At 38.9% G+C, this 22304-nt stretch carries 20 protein-coding genes; 6 read left to right on the top strand and 14 right to left on the bottom strand.

Features of this window, described 5'->3' with window-relative positions:
- Window positions 1-26 precede the first annotated feature (26 nt).
- Window positions 27-1262, bottom strand: coding sequence for a multidrug effflux MFS transporter (locus JYB62_RS08845; RefSeq protein ID WP_207758596.1), 1236 nt, complete (start codon window positions 1260-1262; stop codon window positions 27-29).
- An 821-nt stretch (window positions 1263-2083) separates the two neighbouring features.
- Here JYB62_RS08845 and JYB62_RS08840 point away from each other — a divergent pair.
- From JYB62_RS08840 to JYB62_RS08830, 3 genes are read left to right on the top strand one after another with little or no spacing between them, the layout of a single operon-like run.
- Window positions 2084-4612, top strand: coding sequence for a DUF7133 domain-containing protein (locus tag JYB62_RS08840; protein WP_205645031.1), 2529 nt, complete (start codon window positions 2084-2086; stop codon window positions 4610-4612).
- 37 nt (window positions 4613-4649) lie between these two features.
- The gene (locus tag JYB62_RS08835; protein WP_243431475.1) at window positions 4650-5741 is read left to right on the top strand and encodes a sugar phosphate isomerase/epimerase family protein; all 1092 of its coding nucleotides are present in this window, start codon (window positions 4650-4652) and stop codon (window positions 5739-5741) included.
- A gap of 34 nt (window positions 5742-5775) precedes the next feature.
- Complete coding sequence (locus JYB62_RS08830) at window positions 5776-6567, top strand: SDR family NAD(P)-dependent oxidoreductase (RefSeq protein WP_205645030.1); 792 nt, start codon at window positions 5776-5778, stop codon at window positions 6565-6567.
- Here the strand turns inward: JYB62_RS08830 and JYB62_RS08825 are convergent.
- The 3 genes from JYB62_RS08825 to JYB62_RS08815 all read right to left on the bottom strand — a co-directional run bounded on the left by JYB62_RS08825 (window position 6560) and on the right by JYB62_RS08815 (window position 8328).
- Window positions 6560-7102, bottom strand: a complete 543-nt coding sequence (locus tag JYB62_RS08825; RefSeq protein ID WP_205645029.1) for a dihydrofolate reductase family protein — start codon at window positions 7100-7102, stop codon at window positions 6560-6562. The two genes, JYB62_RS08830 and JYB62_RS08825, sit on opposite strands and share 8 nt — an antisense overlap.
- Before the next feature lie 85 nt (window positions 7103-7187).
- Window positions 7188-7841 (bottom strand): SGNH/GDSL hydrolase family protein, encoded by a 654-nt coding sequence (locus tag JYB62_RS08820; protein ID WP_205645028.1) that lies wholly within the window; start codon window positions 7839-7841, stop codon window positions 7188-7190.
- Window positions 7842-8046: 205 nt separating this feature from the next.
- Window positions 8047-8328: a LemA family protein gene (locus JYB62_RS08815; protein WP_243431473.1), complete on the bottom strand. Its 282-nt coding sequence runs from the start codon at window positions 8326-8328 to the stop codon at window positions 8047-8049.
- A 383-nt stretch (window positions 8329-8711) separates the two neighbouring features.
- Here JYB62_RS08815 and katG point away from each other — a divergent pair, with 383 nt between their 5' ends.
- On the top strand, window positions 8712-10964 hold the full coding sequence (gene katG / locus JYB62_RS08810) for a catalase/peroxidase HPI (RefSeq protein ID WP_205645027.1): 2253 nt from the start codon (window positions 8712-8714) through the stop codon (window positions 10962-10964).
- A gap of 54 nt (window positions 10965-11018) precedes the next feature.
- Here the strand turns inward: katG and JYB62_RS08805 are convergent, their stop codons facing one another.
- Both JYB62_RS08805 and JYB62_RS08800 read right to left on the bottom strand, forming a co-directional pair.
- Entirely contained in the window at window positions 11019-11822 is an 804-nt protein-coding gene (locus tag JYB62_RS08805) for a polysaccharide deacetylase family protein (protein ID WP_205645026.1), read from the bottom strand.
- Between the two features lie 20 nt (window positions 11823-11842).
- On the bottom strand, window positions 11843-13174 hold the full coding sequence (locus tag JYB62_RS08800) for a GntP family permease (RefSeq protein ID WP_205645025.1): 1332 nt from the start codon (window positions 13172-13174) through the stop codon (window positions 11843-11845).
- A gap of 243 nt (window positions 13175-13417) precedes the next feature.
- On the opposite strand from JYB62_RS08800, the gene JYB62_RS08795 reads away from it, so the two are divergent.
- Window positions 13418-15454, top strand: coding sequence for a family 20 glycosylhydrolase (locus JYB62_RS08795; protein ID WP_205645024.1), 2037 nt, complete (start codon window positions 13418-13420; stop codon window positions 15452-15454).
- Between the two features lie 73 nt (window positions 15455-15527).
- Window positions 15528-16403 (top strand): DUF808 domain-containing protein, encoded by an 876-nt coding sequence (locus JYB62_RS08790; protein WP_205645023.1) that lies wholly within the window; start codon window positions 15528-15530, stop codon window positions 16401-16403.
- Between the two features lie 35 nt (window positions 16404-16438).
- Here the strand turns inward: JYB62_RS08790 and JYB62_RS08785 are convergent, their stop codons facing one another.
- From JYB62_RS08785 to JYB62_RS08750, 8 genes are all read right to left on the bottom strand, one after another.
- The gene (locus JYB62_RS08785) at window positions 16439-16915 is read right to left on the bottom strand and encodes an acyl-CoA thioesterase (RefSeq protein WP_205645022.1); all 477 of its coding nucleotides are present in this window, start codon (window positions 16913-16915) and stop codon (window positions 16439-16441) included.
- Between the two features lie 76 nt (window positions 16916-16991).
- A complete protein-coding gene (locus JYB62_RS08780) occupies window positions 16992-17300 on the bottom strand; it encodes a hypothetical protein (protein WP_243431470.1) in 309 nt (102 codons plus the stop codon).
- A 14-nt stretch (window positions 17301-17314) separates the two neighbouring features.
- Entirely contained in the window at window positions 17315-17908 is a 594-nt protein-coding gene (locus JYB62_RS08775; protein ID WP_205645021.1) for a TMEM175 family protein, read from the bottom strand.
- Between the two features lie 3 nt (window positions 17909-17911).
- A complete protein-coding gene (locus JYB62_RS08770; RefSeq protein WP_205645020.1) occupies window positions 17912-18838 on the bottom strand; it encodes an SGNH/GDSL hydrolase family protein in 927 nt (308 codons plus the stop codon).
- 4 nt (window positions 18839-18842) lie between these two features.
- Window positions 18843-19301, bottom strand: coding sequence for a nuclear transport factor 2 family protein (locus tag JYB62_RS08765; RefSeq protein ID WP_205645019.1), 459 nt, complete (start codon window positions 19299-19301; stop codon window positions 18843-18845).
- Between the two features lie 89 nt (window positions 19302-19390).
- Entirely contained in the window at window positions 19391-20944 is a 1554-nt protein-coding gene (locus JYB62_RS08760; RefSeq protein ID WP_205645018.1) for a M81 family metallopeptidase, read from the bottom strand.
- Window positions 20945-21020: 76 nt separating this feature from the next.
- The gene (locus tag JYB62_RS08755; protein WP_317194647.1) at window positions 21021-21965 is read right to left on the bottom strand and encodes an alkaline phosphatase family protein; all 945 of its coding nucleotides are present in this window, start codon (window positions 21963-21965) and stop codon (window positions 21021-21023) included.
- Window positions 21958-22299: an L-rhamnose mutarotase gene (locus JYB62_RS08750; protein ID WP_205645017.1), complete on the bottom strand. Its 342-nt coding sequence runs from the start codon at window positions 22297-22299 to the stop codon at window positions 21958-21960. The genes JYB62_RS08755 and JYB62_RS08750 overlap by 8 nt, the downstream gene beginning before the upstream one ends.
- Window positions 22300-22304: the final 5 nt, after the last annotated feature.

The following is a 22304-nucleotide window of genomic DNA, read 5'->3' as shown; positions in this document are numbered from 1 at the left end:
GAATCAATGAAGGAAAAACAAAGCTGTTAGCTAACTAGAGCTTTTTTATCATATACCTTACTAATGCTACCTCTGATATTTTGATCAAGTTTCAATACAATGAATCCTGCTACAGCACAAGCAGCCATTCCACTCACCATGGGAAGAGAAGTGCCATCATGAAAGAAGCTGACCCCCGCAGAAGCCAATCCACCAAACGCCATTCGTATACTTCCTAAAATTGCGGAAGCACTTCCTGCATTTCTCGAAAATGGAGCTAAAGATAATGCTGCAGTATTTGGACCGTTTAGTCCATGTGCTGTTAAGAAGACAAACATTAACATTAACAAAGTGCCTACTTCTAACCATTGAAAATAAATACCAAAAACCAATAGCAATCCAACTATCACCTGATAGTGCATGGAGAAATTAATGATTTGCTGGCTGGTAAATCTTCTAAGTAACAAGTGATTCAATTGGGTGGAACCGATCATGGCAAAAGCCAACAGCGCAAAAATCCACCCGTATTGTGTTTCACTTACTCCATAAATATTCATAAAAACATCAGCTGAACCTGCGATATAGGCAAATGGAGCTGCGCCGGCCAAACCTCCGATGGACATATAGACTAAGAATTGCCTGTTCTGAAGTACTTGGGTATAATTTTTCCAAACCTGTTTAGGCTTCAATGAAACTTGCGTGTCAGGTTCTGCCCCGTCCGGAAGCACCCATATTACGGCCATCCAAATAATCACCGTAAGCAATGCCAAAATAATAAAAACCCAGTGCCAATGGTAATAAGCCGTTACGAAACCTCCCAAAGTAGGGGCAATCATTGGGGAGACAGCGATTACTAAAGTCAATAAAGCTAAAACTTGAGCAGTTTTCGTCACAGGGAAAATATCACGAACCATAGCCTGAGCGGCAACCATGCCCGCACACCCCCCAATGGCTTGTAAGAACCTCATAAGTATTAGATTCTCTACAGAGCCCGATAAAGCACATCCAATAGAAGCCAGCACATAAATTCCCAAACCTACATAAAGTGGTTTTTTTCTCCCATATTTATCTAATAGGGGGCCATAAAACAATTGGCCAATGGCAATCCCCACTAAATAGGCAGTCAAGGACAATTGAATATTGGCAATAGGAGTCTCCAATTCCCTGGCCATTGCTGGAAATCCAGGTAAATACATGTCTATGGAAAAAGGGCTGATGGTACAAAGAGCCCCTAAGACCAAGACAATTTTGAAGTATTCCTTTTTTGAAATCTGATTTTTCAACAAAAATTGATTTAATCGCTATTAATCTTTGACCTCCAACAGGTAAAAGTCTTATTGAGTTCGTAAAATCTAGTCTAATACTTTAGCAAAAAAATAAATATATATAGTAAATTTTGAAAATAAAGCAATAAATTAATAAAAATATGCTTGTTTTTACTTTTTGAAAAGCAAGATTCGGGCAAGCTGAATAGTCAGAAGAGATAATTTTTTATACTATAGATCTTCCATGATTTTTTTATTGGTCAACCCTTCACTTCCCGCGTAAAAGACAATGATTTCAGTAGGGGGTATTCCCCCGATTTGCACCATAATGCATTGTATTTACTACTTCACTGATGGGGGCTCCAGCTTTCATTTTTAATTGATTTACAAATTCATCTTCTACAAACAGTTCTCCTTTGGTTAATTCTTCCGAATTAATTATTGGATGAATATGTTTGCGAAATGAGGAATTGGGAGTTAGGATGAAGATAGAAATCTTGGGTTTTCCTGCAGGGTAATCAGGTAATTGCGTTCCATTCCAACTCAGTTTTAAGAAATTAGCACCTCCGATTCGTTTTTAATGAGTGAATGCTTGGTAATTAGGTAGGTGGAAACGGATGAGAGAATCATCAAGATTAGGACTAAAAATGGATTGAAGCTGAACATAGTGATAGGAGATAGTCTTAGAAAGGAATTGAAGTAATACCAAAAATAATTAGACCACTTAGTAAAATAGGCTTGTGTATCATTTGAATAAGTGTCAAATTAGGAAAACTGCCTTGTTTATAAAATTGCATTTCATTGTGATGAATAGGCAATAAATAGCCCGAAATTTACCTATGTCGATTATCCGCTTACCAAGCATCGTTGGTTTGATGCTGCTGATTTTGGCCTGCACAAGTACCCAAAAAGAGGGTCTGAATATCATTTTTCCTCCATTAAGTCCCGCTGAAGAACATGCTACTTTCCAAATAGAACCAGGTTTCAAAATCCAATTAGTTGCTGCTGAACCAATGGTTCAAGAGCCAGTGTCTATACAATTTGATGAAGATGGACAGATGTGGGTAATAGAAATGCGGGGCTATATGGTAGATATTGAAGGAAATGATGAAGAGCAACCCATAGGTAGAATTTCTGTTTTGGAAGATCAAGATGGGGACGGAGAGATGGATAAATCTACTATTTACCTGGATAGCTTGGTAATGCCTAGATCTATAGGGCTTTTTAAGGGGGGAGCCTTAGTCGCCGAAAATAATGCATTATGGATCACGGAAGATCTGGATGGAGATTTAAAAGCAGATACCAAAATCTTATTGGATTCTACTTATTCTCAAAATGGAGTGGTGGAGCATACAGATAATGGGTTGGTCAGAATTGTTGATAATTGGTATTACAGTGCTAAATCCAGATTGCGCTATCGATTAAAAGGGGATGAATGGATTCGTGACAGTACTGAGTTTAGAGGTCAGTGGGGAATTTCTCAAGATGATAAAGGCAGACTGATTTATAATTACAATTGGTCTCAGCTTCATGGAGATCTTGTCCCTCCCAATTATCTTTTTGCCAATCCTAACCATACTCCTGCTACAGGGATTGATTATGGATTAACTATTGATCGAAGGGTATATCCCATTCGACCAAACTTCGCAGTAAACAGAGGCTATATTCCTGGTACCTTGGATCAAGAAGGAAGGCTTTTAGAATTCACTTCTGCTTGTGCTCCTACAGTCTATAGAAGCTCTTTGTTCCCTCAAGAATATTTAGGAAATATTTTTGTCATGGAGAATGCCGGGAATTTGGTAAAAAGAAATGTGGTAAAAGAAAATGGTAATTACCTGGTAGCAAATGATCCAAATCCATATAGAGAATTTTTGGCATCTTCCGATGAGAGATTCCGACCTGTGAATGGTTACGTGGGACCTGATGGTGCCTTATATATTGTTGATATGTATCGAGGAATCATTCAACATCTGGATTACATGACGGAGTATTTAAGGGAGCAAACTATCCAAAGAAAACTAGACGCGCCAGTTCATATGGGGAGAATTTGGAGAGTTGTTCCTATCGATACTGATCCTAAAAAAGTTGAGAAACTTTCTTCTAAATCCGATTCAGAATTACTAGCCTATCTTGGACATACAGATGGTTGGTACCGGGATATGGCACAGCGATTACTTGTGGAAAGTAATGATAAAAGCCAGGTTCCGGCATTAAAGGAGATTGTTCTGAATTCATTTAATGAATTGGGCTCTTTTCATGCACTTTGGACTTTGGAAGGAATGGAACAAGCGGATGAGGAATTTCTATTTGAAGTTTTAGACCTTGATTCTGAGTTGATGCAAAGTGCAGCTTTACGCATGTTGGATAAGCTTGCAAAAGATGGTGAAGGTACAAGGAGGAGATTGGGTAAGAAAATGATAGAGAAGTCAAAAGATGCTGGGCAATCCACCGATTTACAAATGGCATTAAGTTCTTATGCTTTGTCAGATCAGGATGCTCAAAAAGTCTTGTTGGAAGTCTTGTCTAAACAGGGAGAAGATGCTTTGATCAGGGATGCCGCAATGAGTAGTTTGACCAACCGGGAATATGATTTTCTTCAAGCTATCTGGAAGGATGTAACATGGAATGATTTGAAGCCGGAGCATGAAATATTTCTGGAAATGCTCACAGCTTCCATCGTTAAAAAAGCAGATCAAAATGAAATTAAGGGGCTCTTAGCGCTTGTGGATATTCCTGAGTTGGGCTGGAAAGAACAAACAGTCCTGAGTTCACTGGCTATTCAATCTGCAAATTCTCCTGAAAAAGGTTTTGTATCTTTTAATTCAGAGCCTTCGATTTTTCAACGAACAGACTTACCCATGGATTACCAAAGAATAGGGATGCTGAAAAGTTTGTTCACTTGGCCAGGTTTCCATCCGGACGAAGTCGAAGTAGTAACCGGCTCATTAGATGCTTCTGCTTTGAAACAATTTGCAGATGGAAGGCAGAAGTTCCTGGTTAGTTGTGCAAGTTGCCATGGCTCAGATGGTAGAGGAGAAAATAGAATGGGGCCACCTTTGGTAAATTCTGAATGGGTATTAGGGGATGAAAAGCGCCTTTCCTTAATTCTTTTACATGGGTTAGAGGGACCCATTGAGGTGGATGGGAAAAAGTACGATGCCCCAGAAATACTACCTGTTATGCCTGCACACTCTACGATGGATGATGCTAGCATTGCAGCCATCTTGACCTACATCAGAAATGAATGGGGAAACCAAGCTCCTCCTATCTCAAGGAGGACGGTAGGAGGAATGCGTTTGACAACTCAAGGGAGGGTGTATCCTTGGTCCGCTGAAGAGTTGAATCAACATATAGAAAATTTAGAATGAACCTTCCACATTCCATGAAAAACCCAATCCATAAGCAATGAAAAATGCACAAAGTTATTTTGATTCAGGAAGACGAGATTTCCTGAAAACAGCAGGTTTGGGAGTGTTTGCAATGAATTTTTCATTTCCGGAAATCCCGGAAGCCATGGCCGGTATCCCAATGGGTATTGTGGTTCATTCCTACGTTGCTCGATGGCATTCAAAAGCTGGAAGCTCGGCTTATCCTTCCTTCGAAAATGCCATCGATTTGATCAAGCATTGCAAAGAGATCGGAGCAGGAGGAGTACAAGTAGGTGTCAATGGATGGGCGAGTGATTTTGCGAAAAAAGTAAGGGATGTAAGAGAAAAAAGTGACCTCTATCTGGAAGGGAGCATACGGTTACCTCAAACTTCGGGTCAAGTACCATTATTTGAAAAAGAAGTATTGGCAGGTAAAGAAGCTGGAGCTGAAGTCCTTCGAACAGTATGTTTGAATGGAAGAAGGTATGAAAATTTCCATTCGGAGAAAGAGTTTTTAGAGTTTAAAGCCGGAGCTTTAATGGCTTTGTCTCTCGCTGAACCGATCGTTAGAAAGCACCAAATGAAGTTGGCGGTAGAAAATCACAAAGATTGGACAGCTTCAGAACTAGCGGAAATAATCCTAAACTTGGGAAGTGAATGGGTTGGGGTAACTGTGGACTTTGGGAATAATGTTGCGTTATTAGAAGACCCTATTACCGTCATTGAAACATTGGCACCAATGGCATTTTCAACTCATGTTAAGGATATGGGGGTTCAAGAATATGAACAAGGGTTTTTACTTTCTGAAGTTCCATTAGGAACAGGAATAATAGACTTAAAAAAAGCAGTAGAACTTTGCAAAAAATATAACCCATCCATCCATTTTAGTCTAGAGATGATTACTCGAGACCCTTTAGAAATCCCCGTAATGGAAAGTGGCTATTGGAAGACCTTTCAAGATATTCCTGAAAAAGAACTTGCAAAAATTATAATGGAAGTAAGAGGGAAAAGTTATCCAGGAGAATTACCCAAAGTGGAGGGGTTAAGTGATGAACAAAGACTGGCGTTTGAAGAAAATAATATCACTTCTTGCCTTTCTTTCAGTAAGAAAAGCTTAGGAATAGGCTAATCCAAAATCAAAAAAATAATTAAAACATTAAACTATGAATACTTCAGTAAGTGAATTACCAGGGATAAAACTTTTTGATCTGAAAGGACGAGCAGCAATCATTACCGGTGGATCCAAAGGACTGGGACAAGCGATGGCAGCGGGTTTGGCGAGTGCTGGCGCAAATGTGATGCTTGTCAGTAGGACTTTAGACGAAGGCCAAATTGCAGCAGATGAAATTTCTAAAATATATGGGGTAAAAGCGATCGCTTTTCAAGCGGATGTGGTGAAGGAAGATCAAACCATTGCGATGGCAAAAGCTGCAATAGAAGCGTTTGGAAGAATAGATATATTGATCAATTCAGCAGGGATTAATATCAGAGGAGCTATCGATGAGTTGACTTTAGCAGATTTTCAAAAAGTAATGGATATCAATGTTACTGGCACTTGGCTTTGCTGCCGGGCGGTGACCCCCTATATGAAGGCTGCGAAAAGTGGCAGCATCATCAATTTGGCGAGTACTTTGGGATTGGTTGGACTGGCAAACAGGACACCTTACACCTCAAGCAAAGGTGCCGTCGTTCAAATGACCCGAGCTTTGGGATTGGAATTTGCTCCATTTAATATCAATGTGAATGCAATTTGCCCAGGGCCATTTTTAACAGAAATGAATTTACCAATTGCAGATACCGAAGAAGGGAAAAAGTTTATTGTTGGGGCCACCGCTCTAGGTAGGTGGGGAGAATTGAAAGAGATCCAAGGAGCCGCAATTTTCTTGGCATCAGATGCCAGCAACTATATGGTAGGGTCGATGGTAACTGTAGATGGAGGCTGGACCGCTAGGTAGTTTCCCTCAATCTTACAAAATGATTTTGAACCACCTTATCTAAAAATAGGGTGGTTTTTTTACAAGTAAACACCAATTGTTTTGGAAGATCTTCGAAGAGGGGAATACCTCCTCCCAAAAGCACTGGTATGGTGGTGATGATCATTTCATCAATCAAATCTTCCTTCAAAAAGCTTTGAATGGTCTTACCTCCATCGATATAAAGATTTTTATAACCTTGTTTATGGATCTGTGAAAGGACTTCTTTCAAAGTGCCTTTAACTAGAAATGCTTTTCCTTGAAATTTGGATGGTAATTCAGGGGTGGAGTTGCTCCAGACGAATACTGGTTTCTTGTAAAACCATTCTCCTTCAAAACCAGCTACAATTTCAAACGTGTTTTTTCCCATCAATAACGCATCTACCTGTGAAGTGAAATCATCAAATCCGGTGTTGATGTCATCAATTTCTGGAAAAGTTGAAAGCCAATCGAGTTCATTATTTTTTCCAGCTATAAATCCATCCAAACTGGTTGCTATAAAGACACTGTTTTTCATAGTAATTTATTGACCAATTGTTTTACAAAAAGTGGTTCGAATGAATCAAAAAGATAGAGAGGAATAGGTTTTTCTAAAATTTCAATTATTGAATTTCTTTATTCAGAAATTCATATACAATCGATCCTAATTGCTCGTATCCTTCTGGAGTATAATGTACGTCATCGTCTCCAATCCCAAAGTTATTATGAATGGTAATTGAAGGTTTATAAATGTCATTGATCAAAACGCCCTGCTTTTTTATGACGGTTTTTGCCACCTTATTATATCTCTTAGGGTCTTTCTTAAATCTTCCAGCTTCGTTTTCCGGGACATAAGTAGTGGTGACAAAAATTATTTTGGCATCTGAAATTTTCTTGATTTTTGAAACTATCGAGTCTAAGTTCGATTTATATTCTTCCAATGAATAGGTTAGCGTTCCGTTTACTTTATCCCTGTTTCCATAGACTTTAGAATCAGGGTGTCGGTAACATAAATCCCATAAGCCCCAATTGATTTGAATGATGTCCCAATCTTCATCCCCAATCCATTCCTCAATCTTTTCTAGTCCAGTTCCAGTGTGCTGAGCATTTCCGGGATTATGTTTTACAATGGCAGCATCCCCGAATTTCTCTTTGACAAAAGGGGTGTAGCCAATAGAAATGGAATCGCCAATGATTAGAATTTTTGGAGGATCTTGAAATGTAAGATTCCAAGAGTAAAAAAGGATAAGTGTTGTAATTAATAATGCTTTTAACATTCTATTTGAAGAGATTTTAAGGGATTAAATTTAAGTAATTAATCATATTGAGAAGGTTATCAATGGTAGATGATACGATGCTGATTCAGAAATTTAAAGGAAAAGTCTCATTTAAGTTTACAATTACCAGCTTCCACCTCCGCCTCCTCCGAAACCACCACCAAAAGAGCCACCACCGGCGGAGCTTCCAGAACTTGAAGGGGAACTAACCATTGTTGATTTGTTGATTGATTTCCCCGAAGGGAACAGCCATGGCAGCATTTCTTGCCTGAATCACTTTCTCAACGGTTTTCTGCTCATGAGCAGCATAACCCTTGACTGTTTCGACTAAGTTGGGAATCAAATCATACCTTCTTTTCAAGGCCACATCAATATTACTCCAAGCATCTTTGACGGTGTTTTTGTTTCGGACGAAGCGATTAAAAATACTTACCAGCATGAAGCCGACAGCCAGGGCAACGGCTAAAATTATGAGTGGTAGAGACATAAATAATTGTTAATGATGGAAGAAGTCAAAAGAATCTGATTGACAATGATTTATAATAAAACCTCATCAGTTGAAAATACTATCTTTTTCCACCAATCTCAAAATAAAGTGAGTAGCGTGTAGTCAATTTAAGTGTGAAAATTGTGGTGGTACTTAGGGGAGCTCGATTGGGGAATTAGCTTTGGATCGAGATCAATGATTTTTGTCAGTTACGGGGTTTTTGGCCTCTATTTTTATTCTTTTTTTATTAAATTACTTACAGCCAATTTGGATATTGAGTAAGTGAAATACCCATAGTTATTATCTATGGAAATTTAAATTATATAAATAAAATTTTTGATAACTTAGCTGATCTAAGTAACTAACTAAAACTCTATTTTAACATGGATAACCCTCATAATCATTCTTCATCAAACGGAAATAGTTACGGTGTAAACGACAAAGCAGGAAAATGTCCTTTTACTGGCGGTACTATGAAACAAGTTGCTGGTGGAGGAATGCGAAATCGAGATTGGTGGCCAAATCAATTAAAGCTGAATATCCTTCGTCAGCATTCTTCTTTATCAAATCCGATGGAAGGGTCTTTCAATTACGCAGAGGAATTCAAATCACTTGATTTGAAAGAAGTAAAGAAGGATATCTTCGAATTGATGGAAACATCTCAAGATTGGTGGCCCGCTGATTTTGGTCATTATGGACCATTCTTTATCAGAATGGCGTGGCACAGTGCAGGAACCTATAGGATTCAAGATGGTAGAGGAGGAGGAGGCTCTGGAACACAACGCTTTGCTCCTTTGAATAGCTGGCCAGATAATGCGAACCTTGACAAAGCTAGATTATTGCTTTGGCCAATTAAACAGAAATATGGTAAGAAGCTTTCCTGGGCAGATTTGATGATCTTGACTGGTAACTGTGCTTTGGAATCCATGGGATTAAAAACTTTTGGTTTCGGTGGAGGCCGGGAAGACGTATGGGAGCCTGAAGAGGATGTTTATTGGGGATCAGAAGGTCAATGGATGGGTGATGAAGATCGCTACAGTGGAGACCGTGTCTTGGAGAATCCTTTAGGAGCTACTCACATGGGATTGATTTATGTGAATCCGGAAGGGCCAAAAGGTCAGCCCGATCCAGTGGGAGCTGCAAGGGATATTCGTGAGACTTTTGGTCGAATGGCTATGAATGATTATGAAACAGTTGCCTTGATTGCGGGCGGTCATACATTTGGAAAAACGCATGGTGCTGCGGATCCTACTAAATATGTTGGAGCTGAACCTGCGGGCGCATCCATCGAAGAAATGGGGATGGGTTGGAAAAATACTTTTGGTAAAGGAAATGCCGAGGATACCATCACCAGTGGCATCGAAGTAACTTGGACTACTACTCCAACTAAATGGAGCAATAATTATTTTGAAAACTTGTTTGGCTATGATTGGGAATTGACCAAAAGCCCGGGAGGAGCTTACCAATGGACTCCAAAAGGTGGTGCAGGTGCTGGAACTGTCCCTGATGCTTTTGATCCAGCTAAAAAGCATGCCCCAGCAATGCTGACAACAGACATTGCTTTGAAAATGGATCCTGAATACGAGAAAATTTCAAGACATTTCTACGAAAATCCGGATGAGTTTGCAGATGCATTTGCAAGAGCATGGTTCAAATTAACTCATAGAGATATGGGGCCAGTAACCAGATATCTGGGTACTGAAGTTCCAACTGAAGAGTTGATTTGGCAAGATCCTATACCTGCGGTGAGACACAAACTAGTGGATGAAACGGATGTTGAAGATTTAAAAGCTAAAATTCTAGCTTCAGGTCTTTCAGTGTCTGAATTGGTATCTACTGCTTGGGCTTCGGCTTCTACATTTAGAGGTTCGGACAAAAGAGGTGGTGCAAATGGTGCAAGAGTGAGACTTGCTCCTCAGAAAAACTGGGAAGTAAATAATCCTGCGCAATTATCTAAAGTTCTTGAAGTATTGGAAACCATACAATCTGAATTTAATAGTAAGCAAGTAGGAGGCAAACAGATTTCTATTGCAGACACAATTGTATTAGCAGGTTGTGCAGGTGTAGAGAAAGCAGCAAAAGATGCAGGATATGAAGTAAAAGTTCCTTTCACTCCGGGAAGAGGTGATGCTTCTCAAGAGCAAACTGATGTTGAATCATTTGAAGCATTAGAGCCAGCAGCAGATGGTTTCAGAAATTACTACGCTCCAAAACATAAAGCCTCTGCAGAAGAAATGTTGATTGACAAAGCTCAATTAATGACGTTATCTGCTCCGGAGATGACCGTTTTAGTAGGTGGAATGCGAGTATTGAATACCAACTACAATGGTGCAAAGCATGGTGTATTTACAAATAGACCAGGAGTTTTAACAAATGATTACTTTGTGAATCTTTTAGATCTTAGAACTACTTGGAATGGCACTACTGATGCACAAAATGTATTTGTAGGAAGCGACAGAACTACCGGTGAGCCTAAATGGACAGGTACAAGAGTTGACTTAATCTTTGGTTCAAATTCTGAGCTTAGAGCTATTGCAGAAGTTTATGGCTGTTCAGACTCAGGCGAAAAATTTGTAAATGACTTTGTAGCAGCTTGGGATAAGGTGATGAACCTAGACCGTTTTGATCTCAAATAAAGCGTGTTAATTAATTCACTTAAAAGTAGGGCGGCCATTCAAAGGTCGCCCTTTTTAATTATTGAGTTTTTTGGAATAATCTGGCCTCAATTGAGTCATTGCCTGTTCAAAATCCACATATTCTTCTAAACCTCCCATGGAGATCACTTGAAAATCATGTTTTTTGAGGTAGTCCAAGTACTCTTTAAATAATTCTATTGGAGTATTCACCCAAGGATGTTCTATATCTGGCACACCATGTATGGTGAGAACGACGATATGCCCGTTTTTAGCTTGATCAAGTGCTTGAATAATTTCTGTCTTATTTGATTCATTTGTTGCCCAGCTTGGAATTAAAAAAGGATGATCTGTTAATGGATCATAGGCTCTACTTCCTCCGGCTCTGGCAAAGTGGTAATTTCTTTCTTGCAAAAAAACCAAGGCTTGTGTATTGAGTCCATATCCTGGATAGGCAAAATTTGTAATCTTTTGAATTCCTAAGGAATCACATTTATGCTCAATATACGCAAGTTGTGCATGGAATTCCTCTTGTGTCAACTTGCTGATATTGGCGTGATTATGTGTATGATTTCCAATTTCAAAACCTTGCTGGTCCAAAGCCTGGATTTGTCTCCAATTCATGTATAGTGTACTGTCTTTGGAATTGGGGGGAAACTCACAGACAAAAAAAGTACCTTCAAAGCCATATTTTTTTAACATCGGAGCTACTACTGAATAATGACTTGCAGGAGCATCATCAAAAGTGAGGATGATCAATTTATCCGGAATAGGCTTTTTTAAAATTTGTGCATCAAGAGAAAATAAGCAACACCCAAAGAATAGAAAGGTTAGGAGCAAAGGTTTTGAGCTTCGTGTCATTTGATACAAAGGAAGACCCATTAAACTACAAATAATGAGATCAAATAGATCATTGAAATCGCTGTGATCGACATGATGAAAGTACCTAGACTATGGGATTGGTTTCCCTGTTTAATGGACAAGCCTGAAAGTTGGGTGACTGCCCAGAAAAAACTATCATTCGCATGGGAAACGGCCATTGCTCCTGCTCCCGTGGCCAATACTGCAAAAACTCTCATTGTTTCGGTATCTAGTCCTAGGGACCCAAGTAATGGAGCGACGATCGAAGCCGTGGTAATCATGGCTACTGTGGAGGATCCTTGGGCCGTTTTCAAAGAAAAGGCGATTAAAAATGGCAGGAAAATTCCCCAGCTTGCCCCACTTAAGCTAGAACTTACCAAATCTCCAATTCCTGAATTTTGAAGCATTTTTCCAAAAACTCCTCCGGCTCCTGTGATCAAAATAACCGGGGCAGCGATCAATATGGCCTCGCCAATCCAACCGCTTGAACTGAGTAATTTCTTGTCGTATTTAGCAGGTAATGTAAAGGATAAAAAAGTCCCTAAAAGTAAAGCGATCACTGGACTTCCCAAAAATAGGATGATGTCTGTAAAGAAATTGTCTCCGAAAGGTTGGGTTGGGTATTTGGCGATAGAAGCCATCACAATCAATACCAAAGGAATAATTATTGGCAAGAAAGATTTAAAAGGAGTTGGGGTGTTCTTTAGTTCATTTTCAGGATTTATAACTGCAAACTTTGGTTGAAGAGGAAATTTAGAAACTACCTTTTTTACAAATAGATAACTGGGTATCAAAGTGATTAAACTGACGATAAGGCCCCAGAAAATCACCATGCCTAAATCTGCCTCATAAATGCCAGCTGTGGCAATAGGTCCTGGAGTAGGAGGAACTAACGAATGGGAGGCAGTAGCACCCAAAGCCAAAGCAATCGTGGTGGCAGCATAAGGAACTTTCCCCTTCAGTGATAGAGATTTGCTGATGGGGTTCATCATGATGAAAGTACTGTCTCCAAATACAGGAATTGACAGGATATATCCGCTAAACATCATGGCAGAAATCACTCTTTTTTCTCCGATCCACGATAAAATCTTTTGAGCGATTACCAAAGCCCCTCCTGTTTTCTCCAAAAATGTTCCGATCATGACTCCTAATAGAATCAACAGGCCTATACTTCCCAAAACCCCTCCAAATCCATCAGAAATAGATTTTAGAATAAGATCAGTAGACATTCCAGATAATAAGCCATAAAAAATAGCTCCGACGAATAATGCGAGAAAGGGATGAATGTCAAATTTAACGATGGCTACCATTATAAAAGCTAGAGCCACCAGAATAATCAGGAGGGTAATCATGTAGATACTGGGTTATTTTTTGGGTAGATGGTATTTTATTACCATAAGGTTAATCTAAAAATTAAATAAAAATGCTCAATAAAAAATGCCGATCATGTATTTAGTTCAGGAACAAGTTGATTTCTCCAAAAAATAATCAGAAAGGAACTGCTTTTACTGAAAGTAAGAGGTAAACTGGGCAATTTTTCTATATTTTCGTTTCTTGAAATGAAAAACTTTTTCCCTTTAATAAATAAACCCTAAATGAAGTTCACCAGATTAATTTACCTATTCCTTATTCTAGCAGCTGTTGCTGCTTGTCAGACAAAACTCAATACGGAGGCAAATTTCAATCTTCTTCCTATTCCTGCCCGTGCTGATTTCAGCGGGGCATCCTCTTTAGATCCATCATCCATTAGGGGGGATTTGGAAAAGGCAAAAGGTGAATTTACTTCGGGAGGAAAATTGGAGGTCTTTGATGCTGGTTCCATTGAATTGGAGCTGAACTCTTCTTTGAAATTGAAAAATGAAGGATATCAACTTTCTATTACTTCCAATGAGATTTTTATACAATCCAATTCGGAAGCAGGTCTTTGGTATGGGTTGATGACCTTGGATCAGATTACCCAAGATGCGGAGGATCAAGAAGCCTATTTGCCTATGGTGGAGATTATTGATGAACCAGCATTGGCATATCGAGCCATCCAGTTGGATGTGAAACATCATTTGGAGCAGAAAGAGTATTACTATGAATTGATGGATAGACTGGCGGCTTTAAAAATTAATGGGATTATCATTGAAATTGAGGATAAATTAGGATATGAACTTCAACCTGTTGTAGCCTCTTCTGATGCCTTTTCCATAGCGGACTGGAAAGCAATTTCAGATTATGCGATGGCTAGGAATATTCGAATTTCACCTTTGGTCCAAGGTTTAGGACATGCATCCTTTATTTTAAAGCATCCTGAATATGAGGAGTTGAGAGATGATCCTGCCAGCGATTGGGCGTTCAACCCACTAAATGAAAAAACTTATGAGGTACAATTTGATTTGTACACCGATGCTTTGAAAGCATTTACCCATGCCACTTATTTACACGTAGGTGGAGATGAGGTACATACTACTGGAAGGAATAGTGGAAAGTCTCCGCTTGAGCTTCAGCTTATTTGGTTAAATAAGGTAAGTAAATATGCAGAAGACCGAGGTTTAACACCGATTTTTTGGGATGATATGCCTTTGAAAAACGCCGGTGTATATAGTTCAATTTATAATTCAAAACTTACCGCTGCCCAAGTGGATAGTATTTGGGCAAAGAATGAAATCAACCTAAATAGGTTTGTGGATTTATTCCCTAAAAATTGCGTGTACATGCGTTGGAATTACAGCATGCCTGAGTCACCAGGGAATGATAAAGCTATGAAGTGGTTTACTGAAAATGGATTTCAAGTAATGGGCGCAACTGCAGGTCAAACACGATGGAATTTAATGCCACTTGAAAATAGCAATACCGCTAACATTCGTGATTTTGCTCTAAGCTCCATCGATAATGAAGCAGATGGGCTACTTTTGACTTTATGGGATGATGATTCACCGTTATTTGAACTTTACCAACGAGGGATTGCTACGTTTGCAGAATACACCTGGTCAGGGGAAAAAAGATCAGATGATGAGCTTCATACTGCCTTTAGACAACGAATGTTTGGACCAGAATTGGTGTCTGAGGAATTTGCATTTGTAGAAAGTCTGGAAGGTCCCGTGGCCTTTTGGAAGAATGCATTGCTAGATGGCAAAGACCGAAACAGGTTAAGGAATATAGAAGATCCTATTAAGGAAGCTGTTATCGAAATGCCAGATCTGGAATCACTAGGTACTTGGACAGAAAAGTATCAAGATAGAGTTTCTAAAGCAGCCGAGAATCTAAAAGTTGTAGAGGAGGTATTATCCAAAATAGAGGCTTCCAAAAAAGTAGCAAAACGAAATAAATACAACTTAGAGGCCTATGAACAAGTAGCAAAAGTAGTTCAATTTACTAATCAGGCATTGATCACATTGGCTAAACTAGACCATCCTAGTGGTGAGGAAAGAAATATTGCGAAAGCAGAATTAATAGGTATGGAAGCAAAATGGAATTCAATTGAATCAGAACTGGAAAAAGTATATGGCAAAACACGGTCATTAAATAAACCAGATGACTATGTTTTGGATCAGGATCATCATGTGCATTTGGCGAATCAAGCCAAGAGATTTTCTGACTGGCAGTTTTACGTGGAAGATTTATTTTTAGAAAAGATAAAAGAATAGTTTTTGGAAGACTTTGATGGAGCGTTATCTTCACAAGCTTAATGAGGAATTTCAAATTTGATTAGTTAAAAGTATGGCTTCAGGATTATTTGCTTTACTGGATGATATTGCCACTTTGATGGATGACGTCGCAGTGATGAGTAAAGTTGCTGCGAAAAAAACTGCCGGAATCTTAGGAGATGATTTGGCTGTAAATGCAGAGAAGGCCTCTGGTTTTGTCTCTGATCGTGAGCTTCCAGTTTTATGGGCTATTACCAAAGGATCCCTTCTGAATAAATTGATTATTCTTCCTGTCGCCTTTTTATTAAGTGCCTTCCTTCCTATTGCTGTCACAGTCATATTGGTGATTGGAGGTGTTTATTTGGCTTTTGAAGGAGCTGAAAAAATCTATGAATATTTAGTGCCTCATGAACACAAGAAAGTGGTTTCTTTAGCAGAAAATCTTACAGAAGAAGAAATACTGAAACTTGAAAAGGAGAAAATTAAGTCTGCCATCTTCACTGACTTTATTCTCTCTGTAGAAATCATCATCATAGCTTTGGGTACGGTAGTAGGGGAACCCATCTTAAACCAAATTATAGTGGTGTCTATTATTGCATTAATTGCTACCGTAGGAGTATATGGGATTGTGGCACTGATCGTAAGAATGGATGAATTTGGCTTTAAATTAATAGCATTGAATGAGGAGGAAAATAGTTTCTCTGATCAAGTTGGGAAGGTTTTAGTCAAAGCTTTGCCTAAGGTGATTAAAAGTATGGGAGTGATTGGGACGATAGCCTTGATCTTGGTTTCAGGGGGAATTTTCGTTCACAACATCGAATATTTCCACCATTTATTTCCATCTTGGCCCTCGATCATTAAAGAGATTCTAATCGGCTTATTCATAGGTTTTGTGGCTTTTGGAATATTTGAATCAGTATTTAAGTTGTTTAAAAAGAAAGCACGTTAACAATTTAGGCTCCTTCTGGAGCCTAAATTGTTTTATTATTCATTAAAGAAGGGGCGCATTTCATTATGAATGGTTTCCCTCAGCGTTTTTAATCTTGTAGCATATTCTTCCAGCTTCTTTTCTTGATCGGTCTGCGGTACCCATGGTTTGACTTTTTTGGGGTTTCCATTTTCATCAACAGAAACAAAGATGATAATACAATGCGTCTTTTTTTCAAATTCATGTACTGAGAAATCACGGGAATAAATTTCCACCATGATATGGATACTGGAATTACCAGTATGAATTACAGCTGCATCCACTTTGATTATCTCTCCGATATTGATTGGTTTATAGAATCTAATTCCCCCCACATAAACCGTTACACAATAGGTCTCTGCCCAGGTTCTGGCACAGGTATATGCTGCTTGGTCAATCCATTTCATCACCATACCCCCATGGACTTTCCCTCCAAAATTCACATCGGAAGGTTCGCTGATAAATTGGAATGAGGTTTTATGTAAGTTTTCCATCAGGTTCGGTTTAAAGGATGTATAAATACAATTAGGCTAAAAATTACCGCAAATACAGTATATATAGCTGCTAAAATTATGGTTGGGATTGATCTAAGGCCTTGGAAGAGTACTTAATTAAAGCCAAAGTACCAATCGCGAAGTGACTGAAATTTCCTATTGCGATAGGTCTATTATAAATTCCTCCAATCGTGCTGCCTTTGACCATCCAATTAATCATGGTATATCCAAAGTACAGCGCTCCCATGAGTTGCAAAAACAGAAAAAAATCTGCCTGAAGATTCAAGGAAAAGGAGATTTCCTGGGGAAAGAAGCTTAAAGAAATACCAAAAATTCCTAAAAACACTGCAATTAACGAAAGAACTATTTTTGTATTGATTTTCATTCAATTGTATGCTTTTAGTCTTCTTTTTTTTCTACCTCTCTGAGTATTCTTTCAATTCTCATGTCGGGGATGAGCCACATGAAGGCAACCAGGATATAAAAGACACCTGCAAGCCAAGGGATGAAAAAACTGGAGATAATACCAAGAATATAGAAGACAGGAGAAAGGTATCCTTTTAAATCTGTTCCAAGTGCTTTTGCTAAAAGAGAATCCTTTCCATGAACATGAATGATTCTATTTTGAAGGATGAAATAGGCTACCGCTGCCATCAGCAATATGAACCCATACAATGCCAATGTCATCGGAGCAAAATTGTTTTCACCCATCCAGCCTGTAACAAAGGGGACCAAGGAGAGCCAAAATAAAAGATAGAGGTTTGCCCAAAGTATTCCTCCGGAAACTTTCTTGACAGTATGCATCATATGATGATGATTGTTCCAATATATTCCAAGATATATAAAGCTAAGGATGTAACTTAAAAACACTGGAATAATGGGCTTTAAATCTGATAGTTCGTCTCCATGAGGGACTTTGATTTCCAGTACCATAATGGTAATGACAATTGCCAATACCCCATCACTAAATGCTTCCAACCTACCTTTTTGCATTCCTTAATTTAGTAAGCTTTTAATCTGCTTTTCTAATTCAGATATCTTTTTTTGGGCATCTTCCATAGGAAGCCCCTCGTTCAACCCAGACCTCAAATGTCCCGTTGATCTTAGCCATGCATCTCTTTGAATTGCTTGTTTATTGGAGATTAACTCCAAAAGTTCTATGGAATTGGGCATATTTTCAATAGCCTCATTGAATTCTTCATAAGCAGAGATTTCTGTTTCCCCTAGAAAAAAGAGGATTTCTCTGGCCATCAGCCAATGACCAGTTGGGCCGGGATGTATTCCATCTTTTGCTAGGTAATAGCTTGGGTTATTCTTTCTTTTTTCTTCCAGAAATTTTCGCATGGGCCAATGCAGATCAATAACGGCCCAATTGTCAGTATATCTCTTGCTAAGCAACCAGTCTGAATAGTTGTCCAAGACATTTGCATAGGCTTCTCCTTTTGCAGGATCATAAATAGGGGGAGTCAGGAAGACTCCTTTTGCTCCATTTATTGAAATAGATTGCTGAAGCCAATTGATACCATCTTTATATTTTTGAAACCGAAGGTCATCCAAAGGCTTATAAATTCCATCGTTCATGCCATAATTGGCAAAGACCAAATCGGGTTTTAGCTGGTTAAACACCCTGGATAATCTTTCATGCAAATCAGGACGAGGAAAAGCCCCTCTTGCATGCCCTTCCTCAGAAAGACCAGAAACGGTTTCGCTTGGTAAACCCAAATTGATCCATTCTATGGAGGAATCTGGATGTTTAAGGCGATAATAGGTTTCTACATAGTTGATGTATTGTCCTGCATAGGTAATGCTATTTCCTAAAAACAATACTTGTTTGGTTTCATTTGAAATAGGATTGATTTCTTGGCAATTGGCCTGACCAAAAAATAAAAGGTAGAAGAATAAAAATAGGCGTATCGCTTTCATACAATTACTTTTTTTCAGAGGCCGGGAAACTATGAAGATTTTTGATTCTCCAGCCATTTTCAGTTTTGATGGCAACTACACTTTCAATCCAATGTATCTCACGAGTTACTTCTCCATCCTTTAAAAATGAGGCGTAATTATGATAGATTGTATACCCCATGTCATGATCCACATGGGTTTCAATAAACTCAAATTTATTGGTCCGAACTCCGGAGTTTCGGCTTTTAGCGTTTGTCAATAAGCCTTTAATGATATCCATGTCCCAGATTTCACCATTTTCCAGTATTTTAATATCTGGAGTATAAAACGTATCTATTTGATCGAGGTCATAGGAAGAAAACAAGACATCGAATGATTCTTGAACTAAATTTTGGATTTGAACTTCATCAGATAGTCCTTTTTCCTGAGCCAATACGGAATATCCAATTCCAAAAAATAAGAGTACTAAACTTAGTTTTTTCATGTAATCCTGGAGTGTATATGGTTTGAAGATAAAAAAAATGCTGTTCTCAATAGGAACAGCATTTTAAAATAATTTTTAAAGGATACTCTTTATTGATCCGAAGCAGGAATGAATCGAGTACTAAGGTCTGGGTTTTCCATATCTTTATCTAGAGGGAACATTGGTCTGTTGATTCGTTTATATCCCAATCGTTCTAGATCTTGGTCCACACCTCCAGGAGTCAAAGCCATGACCCAATCGCCTCTCATATCATAAAGTTCAGGAACTAAATACCCGATTTTTACCATCACGATATCGGCTTCTCTTGGCTTCAATCCCAATTCGGTGAAGTCACTCTCATTATGATAAGGCTTACGTTTTTTAGTAACGATCACATGGACTGAACCAATTCTCACTACTACTTCTACCTCTGCAGCCCGATCTCCTTCTTTGATGAATTCTACAGTACCTTTTAAGGGCACAGGTGGAGCAAAACGGTCATCTACTGCCGCACCGGCAGTTCCTTCAACTGTTCCTCCCACACCCACTTCCATCGCTTTTTCCACGAATTCAGGACCTGGAATGGATGCATAGATCAAAGTAGGGCCATCTGCTGATTTGAATTCAGGTCTTTTCAAAACTTCTGTAATCGTCCAGGTAACATCACCTGCACCACCTGCAGTAGGGTTATCACCCATATCAGAAATCATGTATGGCTTTTTATCACTTTCTAAGGCCATTTTTAGGCTTTCGTCCAAGGTGGCAACTGGCGCTACAAATTCAAATTCATTTCTAACCTCCCAAAAACTCTTGGCCAAATATTCTGCAGATTCTGAAACAGCTTTTTCATCGTCTCCTGTCACCATTACCACGGCATGGTTTCTTGGTTCATCTGCCCAGGCATAACCGATCCAAATGGCAGCATCGATGACTCCTTCTTTTTCTGTTTGGCTTGGGATTTTTGCATATAAGCTTTTTCCTGGATCGATTCGGGTACTGGTTTTTTCACCTGGAAGTAGAATGGGAACAGGAATCCAAGCTTTATAAGCTGGTTTACCTTTTCCACTTTCTAATCGATCTAGCAGGTTTTCTACCGCTCTTTGTTTGGATTCTAGGGCATCCTCATGAGGGGCCATTCTATAACAGGTGATTAAGTCGGTGTTTTTCGCAAGTCTTTGAGATACATTTCCATGTAAATCCATAGAAGTGGAAATTAAAGTTTCCTGACCCACCACTTCACGTACTTTTAGAATGAAATCTCCCTCAGGATCATCCAACCCTACCACACTCATTGCTCCGTGGATATCAAAAAATAATCCATCATAGGGTAAATTTTCTTTCAGCATTTCTAAAGTGACACCAACCAAGGAATCGTATGCCTCACGTGTCACTATTCCTCCAGGAATGGCATGACCTCTCAAGGTAGGAAACCATTCGGCTCTACCTCTGTCTACTGAACCTGAATCCAAAAAAGGATAATAGCTAAATATTTCTTCTCCTACACGAGTTCTAAATGCAGCAGCATCACTTTGGGCAGGGGAGAAGGTACTGGATTCAATTGCCAATCCAGCAATTGCAATCCTTGGAAGATTTTCTGAAGTTTCAGGACTATTACATCCAAAAACAAGAACCATTGCCAAAAGGCCAAAAATCGATATTCTCATAAATTAAGAGTTGGGGAGTTAGTAATGTTTTTTTGGAACAGATTATTTGGGCGATACAAGTATGCGGGATTTTTATTTATTTCTTAAATATTCCCTCAGGAGTTTTACCAATGGCAGAAGCCTGTAATTCTTTAACCCCAAAAATGGTGGCAATGACCGATGCAGTATTGGCATTGCTATTGGGGATTTGGAATTTTTGATCTTTCAGGATGTTAGGGCCTACAATTGCCCAAGGAACTTCCATTTCTTCTCTGCTAAGTCCCCCATGGCCCTTTTCATTCCCTCCGTGATCAGTGATCAGAAAGAAATTCGTGTTCTTGAAAACATCCTCTGATTTCATTTTTTTAATTAAATCTCCAATTGCTTTATCTGCCTCTTCGATGGCTTTGATGTATTCTTTCGACATCCAGCCATTAGTATGGCCAGCATGATCTATGTGCACGGTATACAGGAAAATCAAGAAAGGGGAGTCTTTAGAAGCTTTTGCAAACTCAAAGGCTTTATCATAATTTTCCTGATAACCATCGTTTTCCTCAAATCCCACTTCATCTAAGTATTTCTGATTTATGGAATTGATCAGGTTCCCCCAGTTATAAAAGTAGGCTGTTTTTATCTCTGGGTTTTCATCCTTTAATGCCTTGAAAATCGAAGGATAGTAACCTTCCAAATCAGTTTCGATTGGACTCAACTCATGGGAACCCAAAGTCCAGTTATTATTGGTTACTCCATGTTGTTCTGGCCCTGCAGCAGTCAAATGACTGGTCCAGTTAGGTAAAGTGACCGAAGGCATGACCACTCTTGTTTGAAGGGACAAAACGCCATCTGAAAATAATTTGTCCAAATTTGGGGTTTTAGCCTCTTGAAAACCTTTAACACTCAGCCCATCTATGCCTATGATCAATACATGTTTAGGAGATTTGGCCTTTGGCGAGATGAATCCTGCTAAACTTAGAAGGAATAGACTTGAAACCAATGGGGATATGATTTTTCTCAAATTGATTGCCATCGATGTTTTATTCACCTGATTTGAATATGCGTTTCATGAGCACCCATTTTTCTCCGGGTTTTGCCCATGGAATAGCCTGTTGATATTTCCACATCAAGTTTTCCCATTCTGCAATTTTAGGATTAGTAGCATCCATTTTAGCTTTTTCTTCAAATGTGAACTCATCTTTTGTTTCCAGAATCATAAACATTCTATTTCCAGTCCTGAAAATTTCAATATTTGTAATCCCACAGTCAATGTCATGTTGTGTCACTTCTGGCCAAGCACTTCCTGGCGCATGATATTGTTCGTATTCTTGAATAGATGCTGGATCATCAATTAAATCCAGGGTTAGACAAAATCGTTGCATGATGG

The sequence above is a fragment of the Algoriphagus lutimaris genome (assembly GCF_017051705.1).
In the GTDB taxonomy this organism is placed as follows: domain Bacteria; phylum Bacteroidota; class Bacteroidia; order Cytophagales; family Cyclobacteriaceae; genus Algoriphagus; species Algoriphagus lutimaris.
This window is presented reverse-complemented; position numbering and strand designations above follow the sequence as displayed.